9 protein-coding genes are annotated in these 16389 nt (G+C 57.2%); 4 read left to right on the top strand and 5 right to left on the bottom strand.

Translation table 11 applies throughout. From position 1 onward, the window contains the following. The first annotated feature begins 40 nt into the window (after positions 1–40). The 3 genes from HDC30_RS06675 (at position 41) to HDC30_RS06665 (ending at position 4283) form a co-directional block, all read left to right on the top strand. A complete protein-coding gene (locus tag HDC30_RS06675; RefSeq protein WP_183781775.1) occupies positions 41–988 on the top strand; it encodes an Ig-like domain-containing protein in 948 nt (315 codons plus the stop codon). A gap of 46 nt (positions 989–1034) precedes the next feature. Next, entirely contained in the window at positions 1035–2624 is a 1590-nt protein-coding gene (locus HDC30_RS06670; protein WP_183781772.1) for a hypothetical protein, read from the top strand. Between the two features lie 165 nt (positions 2625–2789). Then, positions 2790–4283, top strand: a complete 1494-nt coding sequence (locus HDC30_RS06665; RefSeq protein ID WP_183781769.1) for a hypothetical protein — start codon at positions 2790–2792, stop codon at positions 4281–4283. A gap of 115 nt (positions 4284–4398) precedes the next feature. Here the strand turns inward: HDC30_RS06665 and HDC30_RS06660 are convergent, their stop codons facing one another. The 3 genes from HDC30_RS06660 to HDC30_RS06650 all read right to left on the bottom strand — a co-directional run bounded on the left by HDC30_RS06660 (position 4399) and on the right by HDC30_RS06650 (position 10984). Continuing rightward, on the bottom strand, positions 4399–6645 hold the full coding sequence (locus HDC30_RS06660; protein ID WP_260319899.1) for an autotransporter outer membrane beta-barrel domain-containing protein: 2247 nt from the start codon (positions 6643–6645) through the stop codon (positions 4399–4401). Between the two features lie 285 nt (positions 6646–6930). Continuing rightward, positions 6931–8877 carry a hypothetical protein gene (locus HDC30_RS06655; RefSeq protein ID WP_183781763.1) on the bottom strand — a complete coding sequence of 649 codons (1947 nt, stop codon included), beginning with the start codon at positions 8875–8877 and terminating at the stop codon, positions 6931–6933. A gap of 157 nt (positions 8878–9034) precedes the next feature. Then, positions 9035–10984, bottom strand: coding sequence for a hypothetical protein (locus tag HDC30_RS06650; protein WP_260319898.1), 1950 nt, complete (start codon positions 10982–10984; stop codon positions 9035–9037). A gap of 449 nt (positions 10985–11433) precedes the next feature. Here HDC30_RS06650 and HDC30_RS06645 point away from each other — a divergent pair, with 449 nt between their 5' ends. Continuing rightward, the gene (locus HDC30_RS06645) at positions 11434–14940 is read left to right on the top strand and encodes an Ig-like domain-containing protein (protein ID WP_183781757.1); all 3507 of its coding nucleotides are present in this window, start codon (positions 11434–11436) and stop codon (positions 14938–14940) included. A gap of 154 nt (positions 14941–15094) precedes the next feature. Here HDC30_RS06645 and HDC30_RS06640 read toward each other — a convergent pair whose 3' ends face one another. Together HDC30_RS06640 and HDC30_RS06635 are read right to left on the bottom strand one after the other, a co-directional pair. Next, positions 15095–15454, bottom strand: a complete 360-nt coding sequence (locus HDC30_RS06640) for a DUF6124 family protein (protein ID WP_183781754.1) — start codon at positions 15452–15454, stop codon at positions 15095–15097. A gap of 72 nt (positions 15455–15526) precedes the next feature. Next, positions 15527–15898 (bottom strand): DUF6124 family protein, encoded by a 372-nt coding sequence (locus HDC30_RS06635; protein ID WP_183781751.1) that lies wholly within the window; start codon positions 15896–15898, stop codon positions 15527–15529. Positions 15899–16389: the final 491 nt, after the last annotated feature.

The following is a 16389-nucleotide window of genomic DNA, read 5'->3' as shown; positions in this document are numbered from 1 at the left end:
CTACGCAAGCGCCGACGACTGCTGCTCAATAGGTGAACCCATGCCTGCCAACGCTCCCCCTCACAATGCGCCTTCAGTGGACGAGGCTCCAGGTGGCGTACTTGATCCTGAAACGATTCCGGCCCGAGGCGCCACGGTGCGCATCACCCCCTACGACGACATGGCCTATCGTGACCGGGTCTACCTCTTTGTCGGCGACCACTACACCGACGACATTCCCATCGGTTCGAGCGCAGTGGGCAAGGATGTGGAGTTTGTTGTTCCCGCGAAAGAGTTCATCGCCAACGACAACAACATTTTGCCCATTCGTTACGAAGTGGAGCGCGCGCCGGCCACGATCAGGAACAAGAAAAACAACAAGCTGGCTCGAACCCTGCGCGAGGAATCGCTGATACTGGATTTGCTGCTCAAAGCCCCTTTCGAAAGTGATGCGATTCTGGATCTGAGCAGCGAAAACTACGTGGCCTCGGTCAACAAGCCGCCCAGGGAAACGCCTGCGTTCACACGCATGACCCGGGAAGCCAATTGGGGCACGGCTCCCTACGTGTACAGCTGCAGTGATGAAAGCATTGCAACCATCCATTCAGCATCAGGCGAGGTCACTGCGGTGCGCAACGGAACGTGCACGATCACCGCGACCGATACCCTGAACCAGACCCAGCGTTACGAACTGACAATCAAGGGAATTCTGGAGTTGCACCACCTCACTCACAGCGCCGACTGGGAGGGCATGAAGATCCTCTGCATGCAAGCCAAAGTGCTGCCCGTCTCGCTGGCCCAGATCAAACGCTTCTGGTCACTGTATTACCCCACCAGCGGCCAGGTGGGCGAATACCTTGGCTGGCTGCATTACCCGGTCTGGACCGGGGACGAACTCGGCGCGGGGACCGCCTGGTCTTATGACCTGAACGGTTCGCACGTCAACGAAAATGCCAGTGGTGATGACATCGGCACCTTTCACCAGGCCGTCGGTATCAAACGCGACTGAAGTGGAGTCCCTCTGGACGACACAGACCCTCGTCAAGGACACGACCATGGCATTGAACAAAGTGTTGTTGCTCGCCCTCTGGCTGTTCAACAACCTGGCTGTGGCCGCCACCGGCCCGGAAGTGGCCAGGCTGCTCAACACCCGCTACCAGAACATCACGGTCGAATGCGTGGGCAATCACCCGGCGTACTTCTGCAGTGGCGTATTGGTGCGCGGCAGCCCCGAGGCCGGCGAGTTCTGGCAGCACGACGCAACCTCTACCCAGCTCGGCGCGGAAAGTTTCAGTTATCTGCGCGCCGACCTCGGCACTCGGGCGCTGGCACAGAAAAGTGGCGTGGTGTTCAGCGACAACTTCACCGCCATTGGCCAGGGCCAAGCGCTCGAGGTGTTGTGCGCCTATCCGTTTGCGTTTGTCATGACGGGTACCCGCCCCGCCTTCGGTTGTGGCTCGAACTCAATCAAAGGCGCCGAGCCGGATCTTTCCTCCTGCGCCGCCCAAGGTGTCACGGATGCCCTGAGCTGGATGACGCACTTCCAGGAACAAGGCCTGCAACCGGACAAACAATGTTCGCTCAGCAGTCATGCACCGACCCTGTTCAAGGCCAGCCTCATTGCCCATGAAGGCTTCGATGCTACCTGGGCAGCCCGGCCAAACCTGCTGCAGATCAAAAACTGGGACGCCGCCGCGCCCAAACAGATGCCGATACAAGCGCTGTTTTACGACGCAACACAAACCGGCGCATTGCTCGATGCGCAGAAGGATCAGCGTGATTATTTCAATGCCACCGGGGACTGGTTGCCGATCCTGCGCATGGATCTGCAGCAAGGGTCTGACGGTGTGTTCGGCTTTGATCAGCAGGACCAATTGTACATCGGCTATCAGGTGGCTTCGCGTTTGAATGCGCGGTATGAACACATATCACCGACCTGTCAGACCGGTAAAACCGCTTACTTCTGTAATGGCGTTCTGTTGCGTGGATCCCAGGCTTCTGCAGCCTTTCACATGTGGAATCCCAGCCCTGTGTCGGTGGGCAACGGCGGTGTTTCCTTCACCTATCTACGCCGGGATGCGGGACTGACCAAGCCGGTTTACTCACAAGGTTTTCTGATTCGCGAAAGCTTTGCCCCGGCGGCCAACCCCTTGAACGTGATGTGTGCCTATCCCTTCGATGGCGCCACCAGCCGTCCTCAGGACACCTGCCGCATACGCGGCGACCTGTGTGATGAGCTGGGTATCACCACTGTGCAGGCTTGGGCAACTCGATATGCCAGCGCACCACGCAGCAGTTGTGCGTTCAACATCGACCCGGCGCAGTTTCAACTGAGCATTGATGTCCGCCCGACAGCGCCCAATGGCGATGGCTGGAACGAGGTGATGATCCAGACCTGGCCGCAGGACATTCCGCTGAAAATCCCGTTGGAAGCGTTCTATTACAGCCTCAAGGCGCACTACAACGCAAACGGGCTGGCACAGGCGCAGTTCGCCCAACGCGACTATTTCCAGAGCACCGGACGCTTCTTGCCCATTGTTCTGGTTGACCTCGAAGCGACGGCTGACCAGGTCTTCCGATACAACCCCGCCGACCAGAACGCCCCCGGTAGGCCCGCGAGCAAGTTGATCACGCCGGATCTCTGACAACTTGAGGGATCAAGCCATGGCTTGCATCTGTAGCGCATGACCGCTCATCGAAAACCCGGGCACACCTGTTATTTCTGACAGTAGGCAACACTCGCCACATCAGGCCCAATCAATCAACGCCTTCCTGGCAGAGCCCCATGTCCTTCGCTGAGGTTTTTCGTCATGACGCACTTTCACTCCTTCCTGTTTCCACGCTTGCAGACTGAGATTCCGGGGCTGAAACTGCGTCCCTTGCGGATTTCGGCCATGATAGAGCCGATCGTCGATGGGGACGGCGGTATCAACTGCAAAACCTACTACCAGTTTCCCGACGGTTTGTTCTGCTCCGTCGATGCCTACGCCGAACCCATGCGCAAAGGTGACACGCTCGATATCTATTGGGGCAAGGACCACAAGATCTTTACCCGGGTTCTGCAGGACGACGAAGACGGCAGCAACCAACCGGTGTTTTTCTTCCTGCCTGTGACGAACATCCTTCCCGGCTGGGTCGACGAGGTCTACTACGTACTGACCCGCGCAGGCAGCACCAGCCCCGACGAGCCCGCCACGCCCTTGCGAATATTGGTGAAGCTGGATCTGCCAGGCGGCAAAGACGATAAGCCCCATTTGCCCGGACATGCAAAATTGCACATCGTGCAGCTGCCGCGCGACGTCATCGTTAACGGCGTGGATGCGGTTTGGGCAGCCAAGGGTGTGCCGATGGTTATTCCTCGCTATCCGAACATCGCCGTGCGCGACGTTATCCAGGTGCAATGGGGCAATGCCTTCTTGCCACCTCATACCGTCAGCGCCGATGAGGCAGCCGGCACGGCACCTATCGAGATCACCGCACACAAGGACGATATTGTGGCCGGTGGCGACGGCAACGCGCAGGTGGTGCATTACGGGATCCATGACGAGGTATTCAACCACTCCGAGAAGTGGTCGCTGAGGACCCCAGTCAAAGTCATGTCCGGAATCCGGCAGCTGGATGAGCCGATTATCCAGGAGTCAGTCAACGGCATCATTGATCTCGACCAATTGAACAATCGCGATGTCAACGTGCATGTTCGCGCCTCCACCAGTGATTTCGAGGTGGGTGACACCGTCACCATGACTTGGGTAGGCACACCACCCACCGGTGCTCCGTTGCCCAACCGACAATCCCAGAGGGTGGAAAGCTTCCCCAGCATCCTCATGTTTCAGATTCCGAATGCGCAGGTCCGGGCGATTGCCATGGGAACCGCAGACGTATCGTATGTGCGCTACAAAAAGGACGATGGCTCTGCGCTCCCCTCCAGGCACGAACTCGCCAGCGTGGAAGGCCGGATCCCCGCGCCGGTCTTAAGCGAAGCCGCGGGCGATACGGTGAGCACCGATATCACATCGGCCACCGTGAACATTCAGTACCCGGGCATGACCGCGGACGATATCGTCGACATGGCCTGGCTGGGCACCAAGGCCAATGGCATTCCCTACTTGTATGAGGTTCGGCACATCGTCAGCCCGCAGGACGTGGAAAATCATCTCGTGACCTTGTACGTGCCGGGAAAACATCTGCGGGTGCTGGAGAACGGTGCACTGAATCTGTTCTACCGGGTGTCCCGTAACGGGCCGCACTGGCGGGGCACGCATGAGTCCGGGCATCAGGAAATCAACGTGTTGCGATTCACCTGAGTCGCAGGCGTCAGGTCAACCCGCCGGCCCGGACAGCGGGTTGACCGGCAGGCCAGCACAAAAAAACGCCCGGCAGGTGCGAGGCGTTTTTCAGGTATTCGCATCATGACGCGGCTTACCAGGTCCAGCGCACTCCGAAACTCAAGTCATACGGTTTCTCGATGGACTTGCCATGGCTGTAGTCGTAACCGGCATACACCTGCAGGTCCTTGGTCAATGCCACTGCAACGCCTGCGCCCAGCACACCACGGGTGCCAGACAAGTCGTTGTTGAACTGATTATCAGCGTTGACCGTCACGCGGTTGTTATTGATGAACTCGTGCTGCACCGCAACGCGCACATAAGGCTGGGCGACCATGCCATTGCCCATTTTGAAATTGCGGCCCACAGTGGTTCCCGCTTCACCCAGCACCGAGCGGCTGCGATCGCCGTCGGCCTCCATGCCATTGTCCAGGTCGAAGCTGCGCCCGCGAATCAGCGCAGTCGACAGTCTGCCGTACGGCTCGATGTAGTAGCCGTTGCCCAGGGTGATCTGACGCCCGAACTCCGCCGAGGCGCTTATACCGGAGTTGTCATAACGGCCCTTGGCCCGCGTGCCATCGCTAATGCCGACTTTCGTATCGCTCTGAAAGCGGTTGAACTTGAGCAGCGCATCAAAGTAGTAACCGCTCTGCTTGTTCATCCAGGTCACGTAAGGGCCCAGATAGTAGCTGTCGACCGTACCCGAAGTTCCCTGTGCGACGTCCAGGTTGGTATGGCTGTAGCCGCCCATGATCCCGGCCACCCACAGACTGTCGCCCAAGTGCGTATCTGCCCCCAGAGAAAGCCCTTGCTGGGTCTGCTGATAACCCACGCCGGAAGCGGCGCTGATGTTGTACTTGTTGCCGTAGGTGCGCATCCACAGGCCGGTGTCACCCCCATTGAAACGCAACTCGCCCATGCGGCTGCGCAAAGTTGCCGCCTCGGCATACAACAGCGTCACCGGAGCGTTGAACAGCGCCAGCACCGATTTCGCCCCGGGGCTGATGGTCTTGGTGGTCGGGTCGAGAAACCATTCCGTACCGCTCTCCCCCACTTCTCGCCGATCAAGTTTATAAGACCAGGTACCCAGATCGACATGCCCGCCTCTCAGGGCAAATTGCGCGTCGCCGGCGGCGGTGTGCACCAGGGTCAACTGCTGCGGGTTCACCGCGTCCAGACCGGAAGCGGCCACCAGTAATCCGAATTGCCCGCTGGCAACGCCCCTGACATAGAGAAAGTCGTGCTGACCGGTGGCGAAATTGCCCTTCATTTCGACCGTACTGGAACCATCCGGCGATCCGGCCAGCGTGCCGACGTTCAACTCGTAGAACGTATCCGGCACATCCTGCGCACCAAAGCGCACCGTCCCGCCATTCATGGCGAGTGTTCCGACCTTGTCATTACCGGTCAGGGTCCAGCTCGAACCGCTGTTGACGGTCACGCCGTTGACCTTGTCGAGACGGCCGGTCAGTTGCGAGTTGTTCTGCAGGGTGACGTTGGCGGTCGAACCGTTTTCGACCAGCACATCGCCCTTCATGTTGCCCTGATCGAAGGTGAGATTGGCGGTACTGTTGCCGGTGACGTTGACGTTGCCTTGCAGCGTGCTGTCGCTGACAGACATGCCCGCGGTGGAAGCGCCCTGCACCGTCAGCACGTTGCCGTTGCCCCCCGTCAGGGAAGACTGGTTCAACACCTCAAGGGTGGCATTGATGCCCTTGTCCACAAGAATCGCATCACCGGTGCGGCCTTCCACACTGGCGTTTTCGAGCCGCAGTGAATTGTTGCCCAGGCCCGAGGGATCCCTGCCCATAGTCACCCCGGTCTTGTCGCCGCTGATAACCGTGTTTGCGGAGGCGCGTACATCCCCCCCCAATATGTTCAGGCCGGTACTGTCAGCCCCTGTGCCCGTCACCTGACTGTTGATGAGCGTGAGCGTGCTCAAGCCGGTGACCTGAGCACCGATTTCCCCACCCTTGAATTGACTGTTGGTTGTAGTGACCGTGGAGCCCAGGGTCGAGCCGATAGACCGATTGACCGCCAGCCCCATAAAGTCGCTGGTCACGATGGCGCGAGTGAGATCACCCGTGCTGCCGGTTATGCGGATACCCACCAGCCCACTGTCGGCATTGACCGTTGCGCCGTTGATATTCAACGTTGATCCGGACGTGACAGACAGACTCTGGGTGGTGGCCCCCGCGATGTTCAGCACACTTGCGTTGCGTACCAGATAATCGCTCTGTGGTGTGCTTGCATCGATATTCAGCGTATTGCCGTTATCGACAATAACGGCGGCAAAAGAATGCCCGCCGGTAAAAAAAAATGCTGGCAGCACGACCAGCATTTTAAAGAGTCCTGCCGCAGCATTTTTTTGCAGCGAAACATGGTTTTTGTTCATGACGTGGCTTCCTGAATGTTCATCACCTCACATCTTTCAGAAGAAACGCCAAAAGACTGTAAGAGGCGCGAACAATACCTATCCGGGTCAAGCAAAAATGTAGGAGAAGTCCTAGATCCGGACGGAAAAGTCCTGTCCCGCTCGAGGAATGATCCGCCTGTTTCAGCAACCGTTTCAGCGAGGACACGGGAGGCGTAGCGGCCTCCCGTGTTTCCTTTGAAACGCATTGAATCAGGTAGGCAACGGGCAACTTCCGCCATCACCCGGATCGACCAGGTACACCTTGACCAAATGCTGTTTGGAGGTCGTCTCACGTCCGTTAATGACAGCCTTATATTTGACGCCACCCCACGCATTCAGAGTCGCGAGCAAGGGCGCGTATGGGATCTTCACAATGAAGCCGGACGCGGCCTCCTGATCTGTCGGTGTGTAGAACACCTCCTTATCTGTCCCGGGTTTGGTGTTTGCACCGCCGTCGTCGGTATAACCCTGATAGGTGAATGTCAGCTCTTGATTCGCCAGTGCCAATTCCCCGCCCGGGACCCGCACCTCGACCACCACACCCTCGTTGGGATCCAGGCGCAAGGATTTGCAGTTCAGCCAGTCAGTATAGTTAGGATCAAGGTGTAAAAATGCCGGATCAGGGACAGTGTCCACTTGAATCTCCACATCCACCTCCTGAGGTTCTGAAATATCTACGTTGTTGTTCAGCGGATGACCGATGACGTAAGCCATCGGGTGCTTTGGATTACCATTACCTGCCGCCGCAATAACGTCCCACTTCACTTTCCACTCAAGCGATGTGGGGATAACGTCTGGAATCGTAACGAGGCCACCATCCTCCTCAGAAACAAGCTGGCCCGCATATTTAAGTTGAACGGTGTCATATTCCTTGGCGCCGGTATAGGTAATGACCGTGACAGTAACTTCCTCATTTTGGTCGGCTTCTCGCAACGTATTGGGTGGGCCTCCGGAATCACCCTGAACCGTCACCAACGCCAGATTTGGATTGGTCGGGTCTGGATTATTCGGATCAATTGGCAGACCGGGCTTTCGCAAATCAACCTTAACTTCTTTGGAAATCGGAGTTGGCGGGTAATAGGTGCTGCCGCGTTTGATTTGGTACTCGGCGTCTACAGTTTTTTCACCAGGGTTGTCCTTGACCACGTCTTTGAATGAAATATCGACGTAAACCGGGAACCCGCTGATGGTCTTCGCCATCTGCGGAATGCCGTCGTAGGTCACCACCAACTCATCTCCCGGCAAGTAGTGGGTGTATTCTTCAAGGATTCCCACGCCCAAAGGCGTTTGCGCATCCGCCAGATCGACCAGACCGTCCTTGTCAAGCAGCGGAATATCAAGGAGCAACAGCCCCTCGGGTGGATCTGTCAGAACGACCGTAACGGGGACTGGTGGAGAAAAAGTACTTGGGTTTCCCTTACGGTCGGTGACTCTGAAAAAAAGCGCGTGAGTCCCTTCATCTTGCTTGAATACTTGTTCAGCGGTAAGTCTAAGCACGATCTCATTGATGGTATCAGTCCGGGTGACCGAATCGACAACCTCTGCCAACACTGTCGAGTCCCCATATAACAACTCTATAAAATCGCCAATCTTCATATCTCCATACTCAGGAATCTTAATGACTACAAAATCATTGTCGTCCAGATATTTTTTGGTAATACCGTCATTTACTATTTCATCTGGAAGTCCAACCGGAAAAAACGGGTGTGGAGGAGTTCTGTCAACATTGCACTTCAACGGATCAGAGTTGCTCTCATTACCGCCTTGATCGATAAAGTATCCCAACTCATGTGTCCCCGGCTTATCGGTGTATCCGACAGGAAACGTCATTTCGATTTCAAGAATATCGGCGTCCAGCGGCGTCACATAATTGTATCGAGTAGGGAGTATCGGACTTCCGTCAAACGTCAGATAAATGAAGCCCGGTATTTCCTTCGTGTCGTCAGCATCCGCAGGCCTCGGAACCAGACACTTGAAAGGTTTTCCCTGCAGGCTCAGCGGAATCTGATTGGCTTCATCATCCGACGTATCGCTTAGAAATGGGTTATCTGGATGCACTTTGATGACGGGTGCAGGTGCTTTTGTAACAGCACGGCGAACTTTCAGATAATCGACCCGACTTTGTTCAGCGGGCGTCAATGGTTTCGGACTTGCCATTTTTCAGCTCCTTCAGAAACGGGCTTTATCCGCCCGGAATTTTGTCAATCAACTAACGCCCAAAACGCGGGCACAACACTCTCTGTCAGCCCCGAATAAACACTCGTGACTGTCCCGACTAAAACCGGCTAATGCACTTTAATGAATCAATTACCCGTTACGGTTCCGTACAGGTTTCATTAGTGGGTGAACACACTGCACCACTGGGCATGGTTCTATTGATAATCACGAAATCTTTTTTTGAAACACCCTGCCCACCCGTAAACTTTTTCAAGGTGTAATGACATAACGCCGAACCCCGGTTTTGCATCGGCGCTATCAATCTTTCGTAATCGGTCACATGCACTTCAAAACCGTTTCTTGCCTGATCCGCACTCAAAGTGGTGAAGAACGGTTGCGCGGCCCCGGGAATGGGCGTGGTGCCATTCGATCCCGCGCATCCCTGCCAGAACAACGTCACGATGTCCTTCTCGTCAAACGCCGGGTTGCCTTCAATCCTCACGCGCACCCGCTCCCAGAGACGCGGTTTCGCACAGCAGTCAAGCGTCCCTTCGATGCCAGCGTCAGGGAACGAAGGCTCTTGGAGACCTTCGATAATGATGATCGACACCTTGACGGGCGTGAATGGCGCCAACTGCTGGTTGATGCCATTGCTGGTGGTGTAATGGACCGGCAACGCCGGGTTCAGCCGGTCCTGGTCAATGACCGCCCATGGAATATTGAACGGCACTCTCTTGCCGGCACCGTCACCGCTCTGGACGATGTATCTCGCCACGGGCGTACTGATGCTCCCCCAATAAACTTCGATCGTGTGTCCTCGTTCAGGTGCGTCGAACAACGTCAGGAAGCCGTCGGCGTCCTCGCCGAAATCTTCGGTAAGCAATGTGTTCAGCACCTTGGAGTTGGCGCCGTAGATCTCCAGCAAGGCAAGCTTGGGGTTCAGCAACGCCGGCGCATTGGCGTGATCCTGGCCCGCCACCGTCAGGTTCACCGATACCAGGGTTTCCATTGATGGTTTGCTATCGACGCCCCTTGTGCGCACGCGGTAAGTGACACGAGCATTCACCGGACCCAGCCCCTTGGCTGTGAGCGCGCTCCACGGCACAGGGATCACGCAAGGAAAATTGGCCGGGTCGACATCCTGCGGCGGCAGAACAGTGCCATCCCAGTCCAGCAGTACCTGATCGCCGCTCAACGGATTGTCATAGGCATCGATTTCGACCGTCACCGCCCCTTGATTGACCGCCCCCTCCCGGGCGTGCTGACGATCGATCAAGCCTCTGTCCGACAGGGGAATGCGCGGAGGCTTGTGAATGGGTGCCCCCGGGGTCAGATCGACGAACACAGGCAGCAACCGCGAGCGCGGTCCCCGGTTTCCGGCCCAGTCGCGCAAGCGATAATAGATGTATCGCTGCCCATGACCACGCAGGCGAATTTCGTCTGCGTAGACGGTGATGATGAGTTGGTCGTAATCGATATCAAACTGACTGAACGCCTGCTCGCGGATTTCGGTTTCGAAGCCCGGTGGCGTGTCGGTGTCCGTCCAGTAATAAATCGCCCGGTCACGGGCCTTCACGTCCAGATAGAGGCGTACTTTGAAACGAACCTGACCGTGCTCGTCCAAATAGTCATCGGTGATGTCGCCCTCAAGATCCAGCAGCTCCAGCATCGCCGGTTCCTGGCCGTCATCCGGCGGCACTCTATCGACGGTGATGGTTTTTTTCAGCGATTCCGCTGCGTTGCCACCAATCACGAGCTTGTACGACAGGTCGTAAACGCCAGCTTCCAGGTCCCTTTGAGGCACCGAAACAATCTTGTCACCCGGATCAATGGGAATATCGAACGGGAACACCCCCGCCGTGTCGTCATCAAAGGGAAGCCCCCGTCGCCTGAAGCCCACCCACACGACGTCTTTTACGAAATGCGGATCTGTCGAGAAATCCCACGCCGGAATCGTGATTTTCAAATCGCGATTCAATACATCGCGAGGTAATAGCCCGTCCGGGCTCTCATTTCCCTCTTCGTCTTTCAGGATATCCGGAACAATCGGTTCTGGAATAACCACAAGACTTGGTTCGTCATCGCCGCGTGCGTGTTGCGGATCCATCGACGACTCTTCTGGGGGCACCATTGCGAAACTCCACGGCAATTGAGCGGACAGTGTTCTCGCGCAGGGCAGTCGTGAAGATAAAACGGGCCGTTGACTGACGATGGCGTGGAACGTTTGTGACCCAATTAGATGCCTGCCGGAAAAGCTGACTACTGTCAGAAATACTAGGTTTTCTTACCGTTTGTCGGGAAGCCGATGGAAACGACTGAACAGTCAGCTCAGCGTGAAGCTGTATTTTTGTTGAGCAGAAGGGGGGTTACCGCAGAGTCGACTTCTCTGCGGCAGCGCCTACTGGGAAGCAGTTTCAGGCATGCAAAACCCGTCCCCCGACCGTTCATCGTAAATACGTCCTTACCTGTAATTTCTGACAGTAGCCAACGCTCGCCACCTGCCCCTAAATAACTTCCAGCGTCTTCTTTGCCCCCCACGACTCTGGAGTCTTCAGCATGCTTATTCAGCCCCCTCGCCTCCCGCCCCCCGAGACTCTGCGGCAACTGGAAATACCCGACCGTACGCAGCCGGCCCTGGAGGGGGGGGTGTGGGGGATCAATATCGCCGCCGCGCAGTTGCTGGCGCCCGACAAGGGGCTGAAAGTCTATTGTCCACCCTGGGACCGTATGGGTTTAGGTGACCACATCGAGCTGCTGCTCGACGGTATTCAGGTCGACCAGACTACCCTCGTCAAGCCAGGGGATGTCGGCGAGCGTGTCACCCTGTATGTCCCGCCCCAGCGCTTCGTGACCGGGACCTATACGCTGCAATATCGGGTCAAGGTATTCCAACAGACTCCGGAAACTTCGCTGCCTCCGGTGAATATCTTCGTCAAACTCGACCGTCCCGGCGGCAAAGATGAAAACGGCAGTGCCCCAGGGCATTCCGAGCTGAACATGTACATCGATCCGCGGATCATCAACGATGGCGTGGACAAGGAAACCGCCGAAACCGGCCTCGACATCATCATCAAGGCCAAACCCGGCAGCAGCAGCCCGTTGCCCTACCCCAACATGGCCGTGGGTGACCGCTGCAAATTGACCTGGGGTGGCTGGTTTGTGTATTCGCCACGGGTGACCCAGGATCACATCGATAACCCGCAAGGCCATCCACTGGTCATCCATGTCGACAAGGCCACCATCCTCGCCGCCGGCGATACCGACAGCCTGGCCGTAGCCTTTGAAGTACACGACATTGTCGACAACCGCTCCGAAGACTGGTGCGCCGCAGTAGGGATTGCCGTCGATACCGGCAACACGCGCCTGTCGCCTCCCATGGTCAAAGAGGCCTTCAATAGCGTTGTGGACATGGACAAACTGGGGGATGCGCCGCTGACCTTGCAGGTATTGGTCGACGCCCCCGACTTCCGGATCGGTGATGTGATCATCGGCCTGGGCAAGGGCACCACGCTGGACGGCGAACCGATCAGCGTTGAAGTCCGCGGCGAGCCGCTCATCAGCGTGGGCAACATCTACGAATTGGCCCTGCCAAGCGCCGACATACGTTTGCTGGCCAAAACCCAGGCCGTGTTCAGTTATCGCGTGGAACGCAGCGGGTCTGATGATCGCGCCTCCAAGGGGCGCTTCGTCAGTATCATCGGAGCAACCCGACGCCTGCTCGCGCCGATTGCCGTGGATGCGCAACAAGGGGCACTCGACCCTGATCGGGTGTACACCACCGCCGTCATCCCCTTTGACCCGATGATGCAGGTGGGCATGGTCATCATTCTGCGCTGGGTCGGCACCCGCCAGGATTTCGGCGTCTACGACCCGGAACTGAACTGGCACACCCTTAGCAAGGGCGATATCGACGACAAAGAACCGATCCCGATCATCGTCGAAGGCAAACACCTCAAAGCCATCGAGGGCGGTACGCTGGATTTGTTCTACGTGCTGATGGCCGAGGGCAGCGATGGAGGCATCATTCAGCGCGAGTCACTGCACCATGCTCTGCTGCGGGTGGGTGAGCCGCTGCTGGAACTGGTCGCGCCCATCGTCCTCGGTGAGGCCGGCGGAACACTCGAACCCGACGACCTGCCCGGCGGTTCGAGCAAACTGACCGCCCCGGCTGCCGCCGAACCCACCAAAGCGGGTGACAAGGTCACCTATACCTGGCGCGGCTCGAAAACCGGCAAGACCAGCGACTCGGTGCCGATCAATTCGCTCAATGCCGGCAAAGCCATCGATTTCACCCTGAACCCGACCTTCGTCCAGACCCACATCGAACCCAATCGCGGCGGCACTGTGGACGCGATGTATGAAATCCTCAGGGTGGCGGCAGGCGCCACGCCGGAACGTGTCAGCTACTCGCGGACGTTGAATTTCACTGTCGGCGAAGCCGTGCTGCTGACCCGGCCGAAGGTTCAGCAGGCCGAGGCCGATGGCACTACCTTGCAGCCGATCAAGGCCGTGGAAGCCCTGACCGTCAACATCGATTCGCAAGACTTGCTGTTCAGCGATCTGCTCAGCGTAACCTGGACCGGCGCACCCGGCACTGCCGCCGGCGGCTCGCACACCACCCCGGCCAGACCCATCAGTGAAACCACGCTGACAATCGAACTGCCGGTCACCGTGCTGGCATTCAACCTGGGCAAAACCGTCACCGTGACGTACACCGTCACCCGCAACAGTGTGCCCCGGACCTCGTTGCCGCTGTTGTTGAATGTTGGCACTTTTTCGGACTCAAGCTTGAAATCGCCGGTGATCATGGAAGCCGACAACGATGGCGAAGGCCCGGAATTCAATGTGGCTAATCTGACTGCCAACGCAGTCGCTCGCATAGATGTCTGGCCGTTGATAGCTACCGGTCAGCGTATGTGGATGCGTCTGACCGGAACCAATGCCAACGGCACTGCGTACATCAACGATATTGCACCTGGGGATCCTGTCACTCAGCCGTTGATCGATAGGGGCTACCAAAATCGCGGACTCACTCAAGCAGCAATGAAAAACCTGAAAGATGGCAGTGACTTGACCATCGAGTGCAAAACGACGTTCAACAAGAGCACGAATGAAAGCGAGGCGGTGCCCTTCCCCGTGCGCACTTACACGATCAAAGCGGTTGAGGATGTGCGGCCAGAAATTACCCGAGCGGAAAATTCCAAAGGGGAAGAAATTCTCCCGGACGGTACGACAGTCGACACCACGATCAAACTTAAAGGGAAAGGGGCCAAAGGCCAGAAAGTCCAGATCAAGGACGGCACCACCGTCAAAGGCATTGCCGACATTGATCCACAGAGTGGTGACTGGGAGTTCAGGGTGACGGGACTGGCCGTTGCTACCCACAATTTCACTGCCACCGCCCAATATGGCAGTGGGCAGGTATCGGATCCGTGGGTCGTGGTTGTGACGACTCGCTTGGTCATCGACACGAACGCTATGGTGTTGGATGGTCTTAAACTCATCCAAAACCATGGATGGGCATCCCTCGAGGTGCCGCGCAACATCGGCATCCGTCAACCAACAGGAGGAACCCCTCCTTATACCTACACTTCCAGCGCGCCTGCGATCGCATCTGTCGATCAAACCGGTAAAGTGACCGGGCTACGCAATGGGAGCACCTCCATACAGGTCACAGACGCGCACAACCAGACTGTGGCTTACCCGGTGCTGACCAACAACATATACCAGCTCATCCTTAACACCACCTTTATGACGGGGCCTGCGGCGGCGGCATGGATTGCCAGTGTAAGGGGCGCAGCCCCCGCTCAGGTTATCGCGTGCCTCAAAGTGTTTCCTCAAAACTTCGCCCTTAGCTGGTCAGTACTCCCAGTATGGGATATCTCTTATGGCGTGCGCGTCGGAGCCCCGCTTCCGCCTGACTACCCCCCTGTCGTCAATGCTACCGGTTTGTCCCTCCGTAACGTCAATCAGAGCATCAATCCTCCGATCGGCCCTGGCGCATATTTGCAGGCTTTGCAGGATACTTACCCCCGGCCTGTAATGGCGTTCGTTCCAATTTAACGTCATGCACTCATACGTAAAACCCGTAATTCACACTAAGCGCCTCCCCTTGATCGGGGGACGCTTGGCACTTGCTCCCGAAGCTGATGTTTTGTTTGCTGGTGTACTTGGCATAGGTGCCAGGGGACGGATTCATTAATCCGTCCCCTGGCACCTATTCCTTTGGCACAACATTATCCAGCACCTGATTCACCGCCAACTCCCCCAGCATCACCACCTGCGCAATGCCCAACACCGTATTACGACTCGGCCCCTCCAGCGTGCCGGCGAAATCGCCGAGCATGACCGTGGCCGAGGCCAGGGATTCGCAGGCGTTGGCCAGCAGGGATTCGGTGTCGGTTTGTGGATTGACGAGGAACATGCTGCTGGGGGTGTACGGCGTTGCCATGATTTGCGCGGGTGCGAGGTAATGGTCGAGGGCGCGTTCGGCGGCTTCGTGGAGTTTTCTGGAGTTGAGGGATTCGTAGGGTGATAGCGGGTCTGTGATTGGCGGATTGGGCTTGGTTTCGGACATCAGCAGGAACTCCGATCAAAGTACTTTGAAAGAATGACTCCCTGTAGGCGCTGCCGAAGGGGGATCGGGCAGTTAGTTCGGCACGCGGCGGCCGTCCAGTACCCGGTTGACCATCAGTTCACTGAGCATGATCACCTGATGCAGCATCAGCATGGCCCGGCGCTGTGGGTTGTCGATGGAGTCGCCGATATCGCGGGCCATGTCACTGGCGGCGGCCAGGGATTCACAGGCTTCGACGAGCAAGGTTTCTTCATCCACCTCGGGGTCGATGAGGAAGATTCTGTTCGCCTTGCATGACGAGGTTGAAGGGATCGAGATCTTCAGTGCGCCGGGGTTGAGGTAGAAGTTGATGGCGCGGTCGGTTGCCGCTTTTATCTTCTGCGGGTCGAGGGCTGGGTCGTATGGGATTGAGGTGTCCGGGGGGTTGGGTGTGGCTTTGAACATAGGTGACTCGCTGTTTTGAATAAGTGAGGAGCCGTCACTCTCGCTACCAAACGAAGGGTGGCGGCCATTTGTGGGTTGGTAGACCGGTCAAAACAGTAAACCCGGCGCTCCCGAAGGAGCCCCACGCATGGCCACCATAAAGCAGAGTCCCAAAAACGGATCTGTAATGTGGCGCACGACTGTAATGAAACGGGCTACCAAACCCGATCACTGATTTTCAGTGACAGGGAAACGATATAGCCCGCCGCATAGCCGTGTAAGCCGGCGGATTCTGGCGTACGCGTAGGTAACGGCGCAAGGCGTTGTAGCCGGTATGGCGTAACGGTTCGTGTACTTTAAACGTGGTTGCGGGGTTATGTTTATGTGCGGCGTTTGCTCTGTTGTTTTGATTTTGTCTGGCAGGCCGCTTTCGCGAGCAAGCCCGCTCCCACAGTTGGAATGAGTGCATTCAGGTGGGAGGTTGGTCGGCTGGTAGGCCGCCATCGCTGGCA

The organism is Pseudomonas sp. JAI115 (assembly GCF_014200835.1).
GTDB classification, from domain to species: Bacteria; Pseudomonadota; Gammaproteobacteria; order Pseudomonadales; family Pseudomonadaceae; genus Aquipseudomonas; species Aquipseudomonas putida_A.
This window is presented reverse-complemented; position numbering and strand designations above follow the sequence as displayed.

Coding starts and splice junctions, on each gene's coding strand:
- HDC30_RS06675 (WP_183781775.1), top strand. CDS start 41: ATGCCTGCCAACGCTCCCCCTCACAATGCGCCTTCAGTGGACGAGGCT.
- HDC30_RS06670 (WP_183781772.1), top strand. CDS start 1,035: ATGGCATTGAACAAAGTGTTGTTGCTCGCCCTCTGGCTGTTCAACAAC.
- HDC30_RS06665 (WP_183781769.1), top strand. CDS start 2,790: ATGACGCACTTTCACTCCTTCCTGTTTCCACGCTTGCAGACTGAGATT.
- HDC30_RS06660 (WP_260319899.1), bottom strand. CDS start 6,645: ATGCTGGTCGTGCTGCCAGCATTTTTTTTTACCGGCGGGCATTCTTTT.
- HDC30_RS06655 (WP_183781763.1), bottom strand. CDS start 8,877: ATGGCAAGTCCGAAACCATTGACGCCCGCTGAACAAAGTCGGGTCGAT.
- HDC30_RS06650 (WP_260319898.1), bottom strand. CDS start 10,984: ATGGATCCGCAACACGCACGCGGCGATGACGAACCAAGTCTTGTGGTT.
- HDC30_RS06645 (WP_183781757.1), top strand. CDS start 11,434: ATGCTTATTCAGCCCCCTCGCCTCCCGCCCCCCGAGACTCTGCGGCAA.
- HDC30_RS06640 (WP_183781754.1), bottom strand. CDS start 15,454: ATGTCCGAAACCAAGCCCAATCCGCCAATCACAGACCCGCTATCACCC.
- HDC30_RS06635 (WP_183781751.1), bottom strand. CDS start 15,898: ATGTTCAAAGCCACACCCAACCCCCCGGACACCTCAATCCCATACGAC.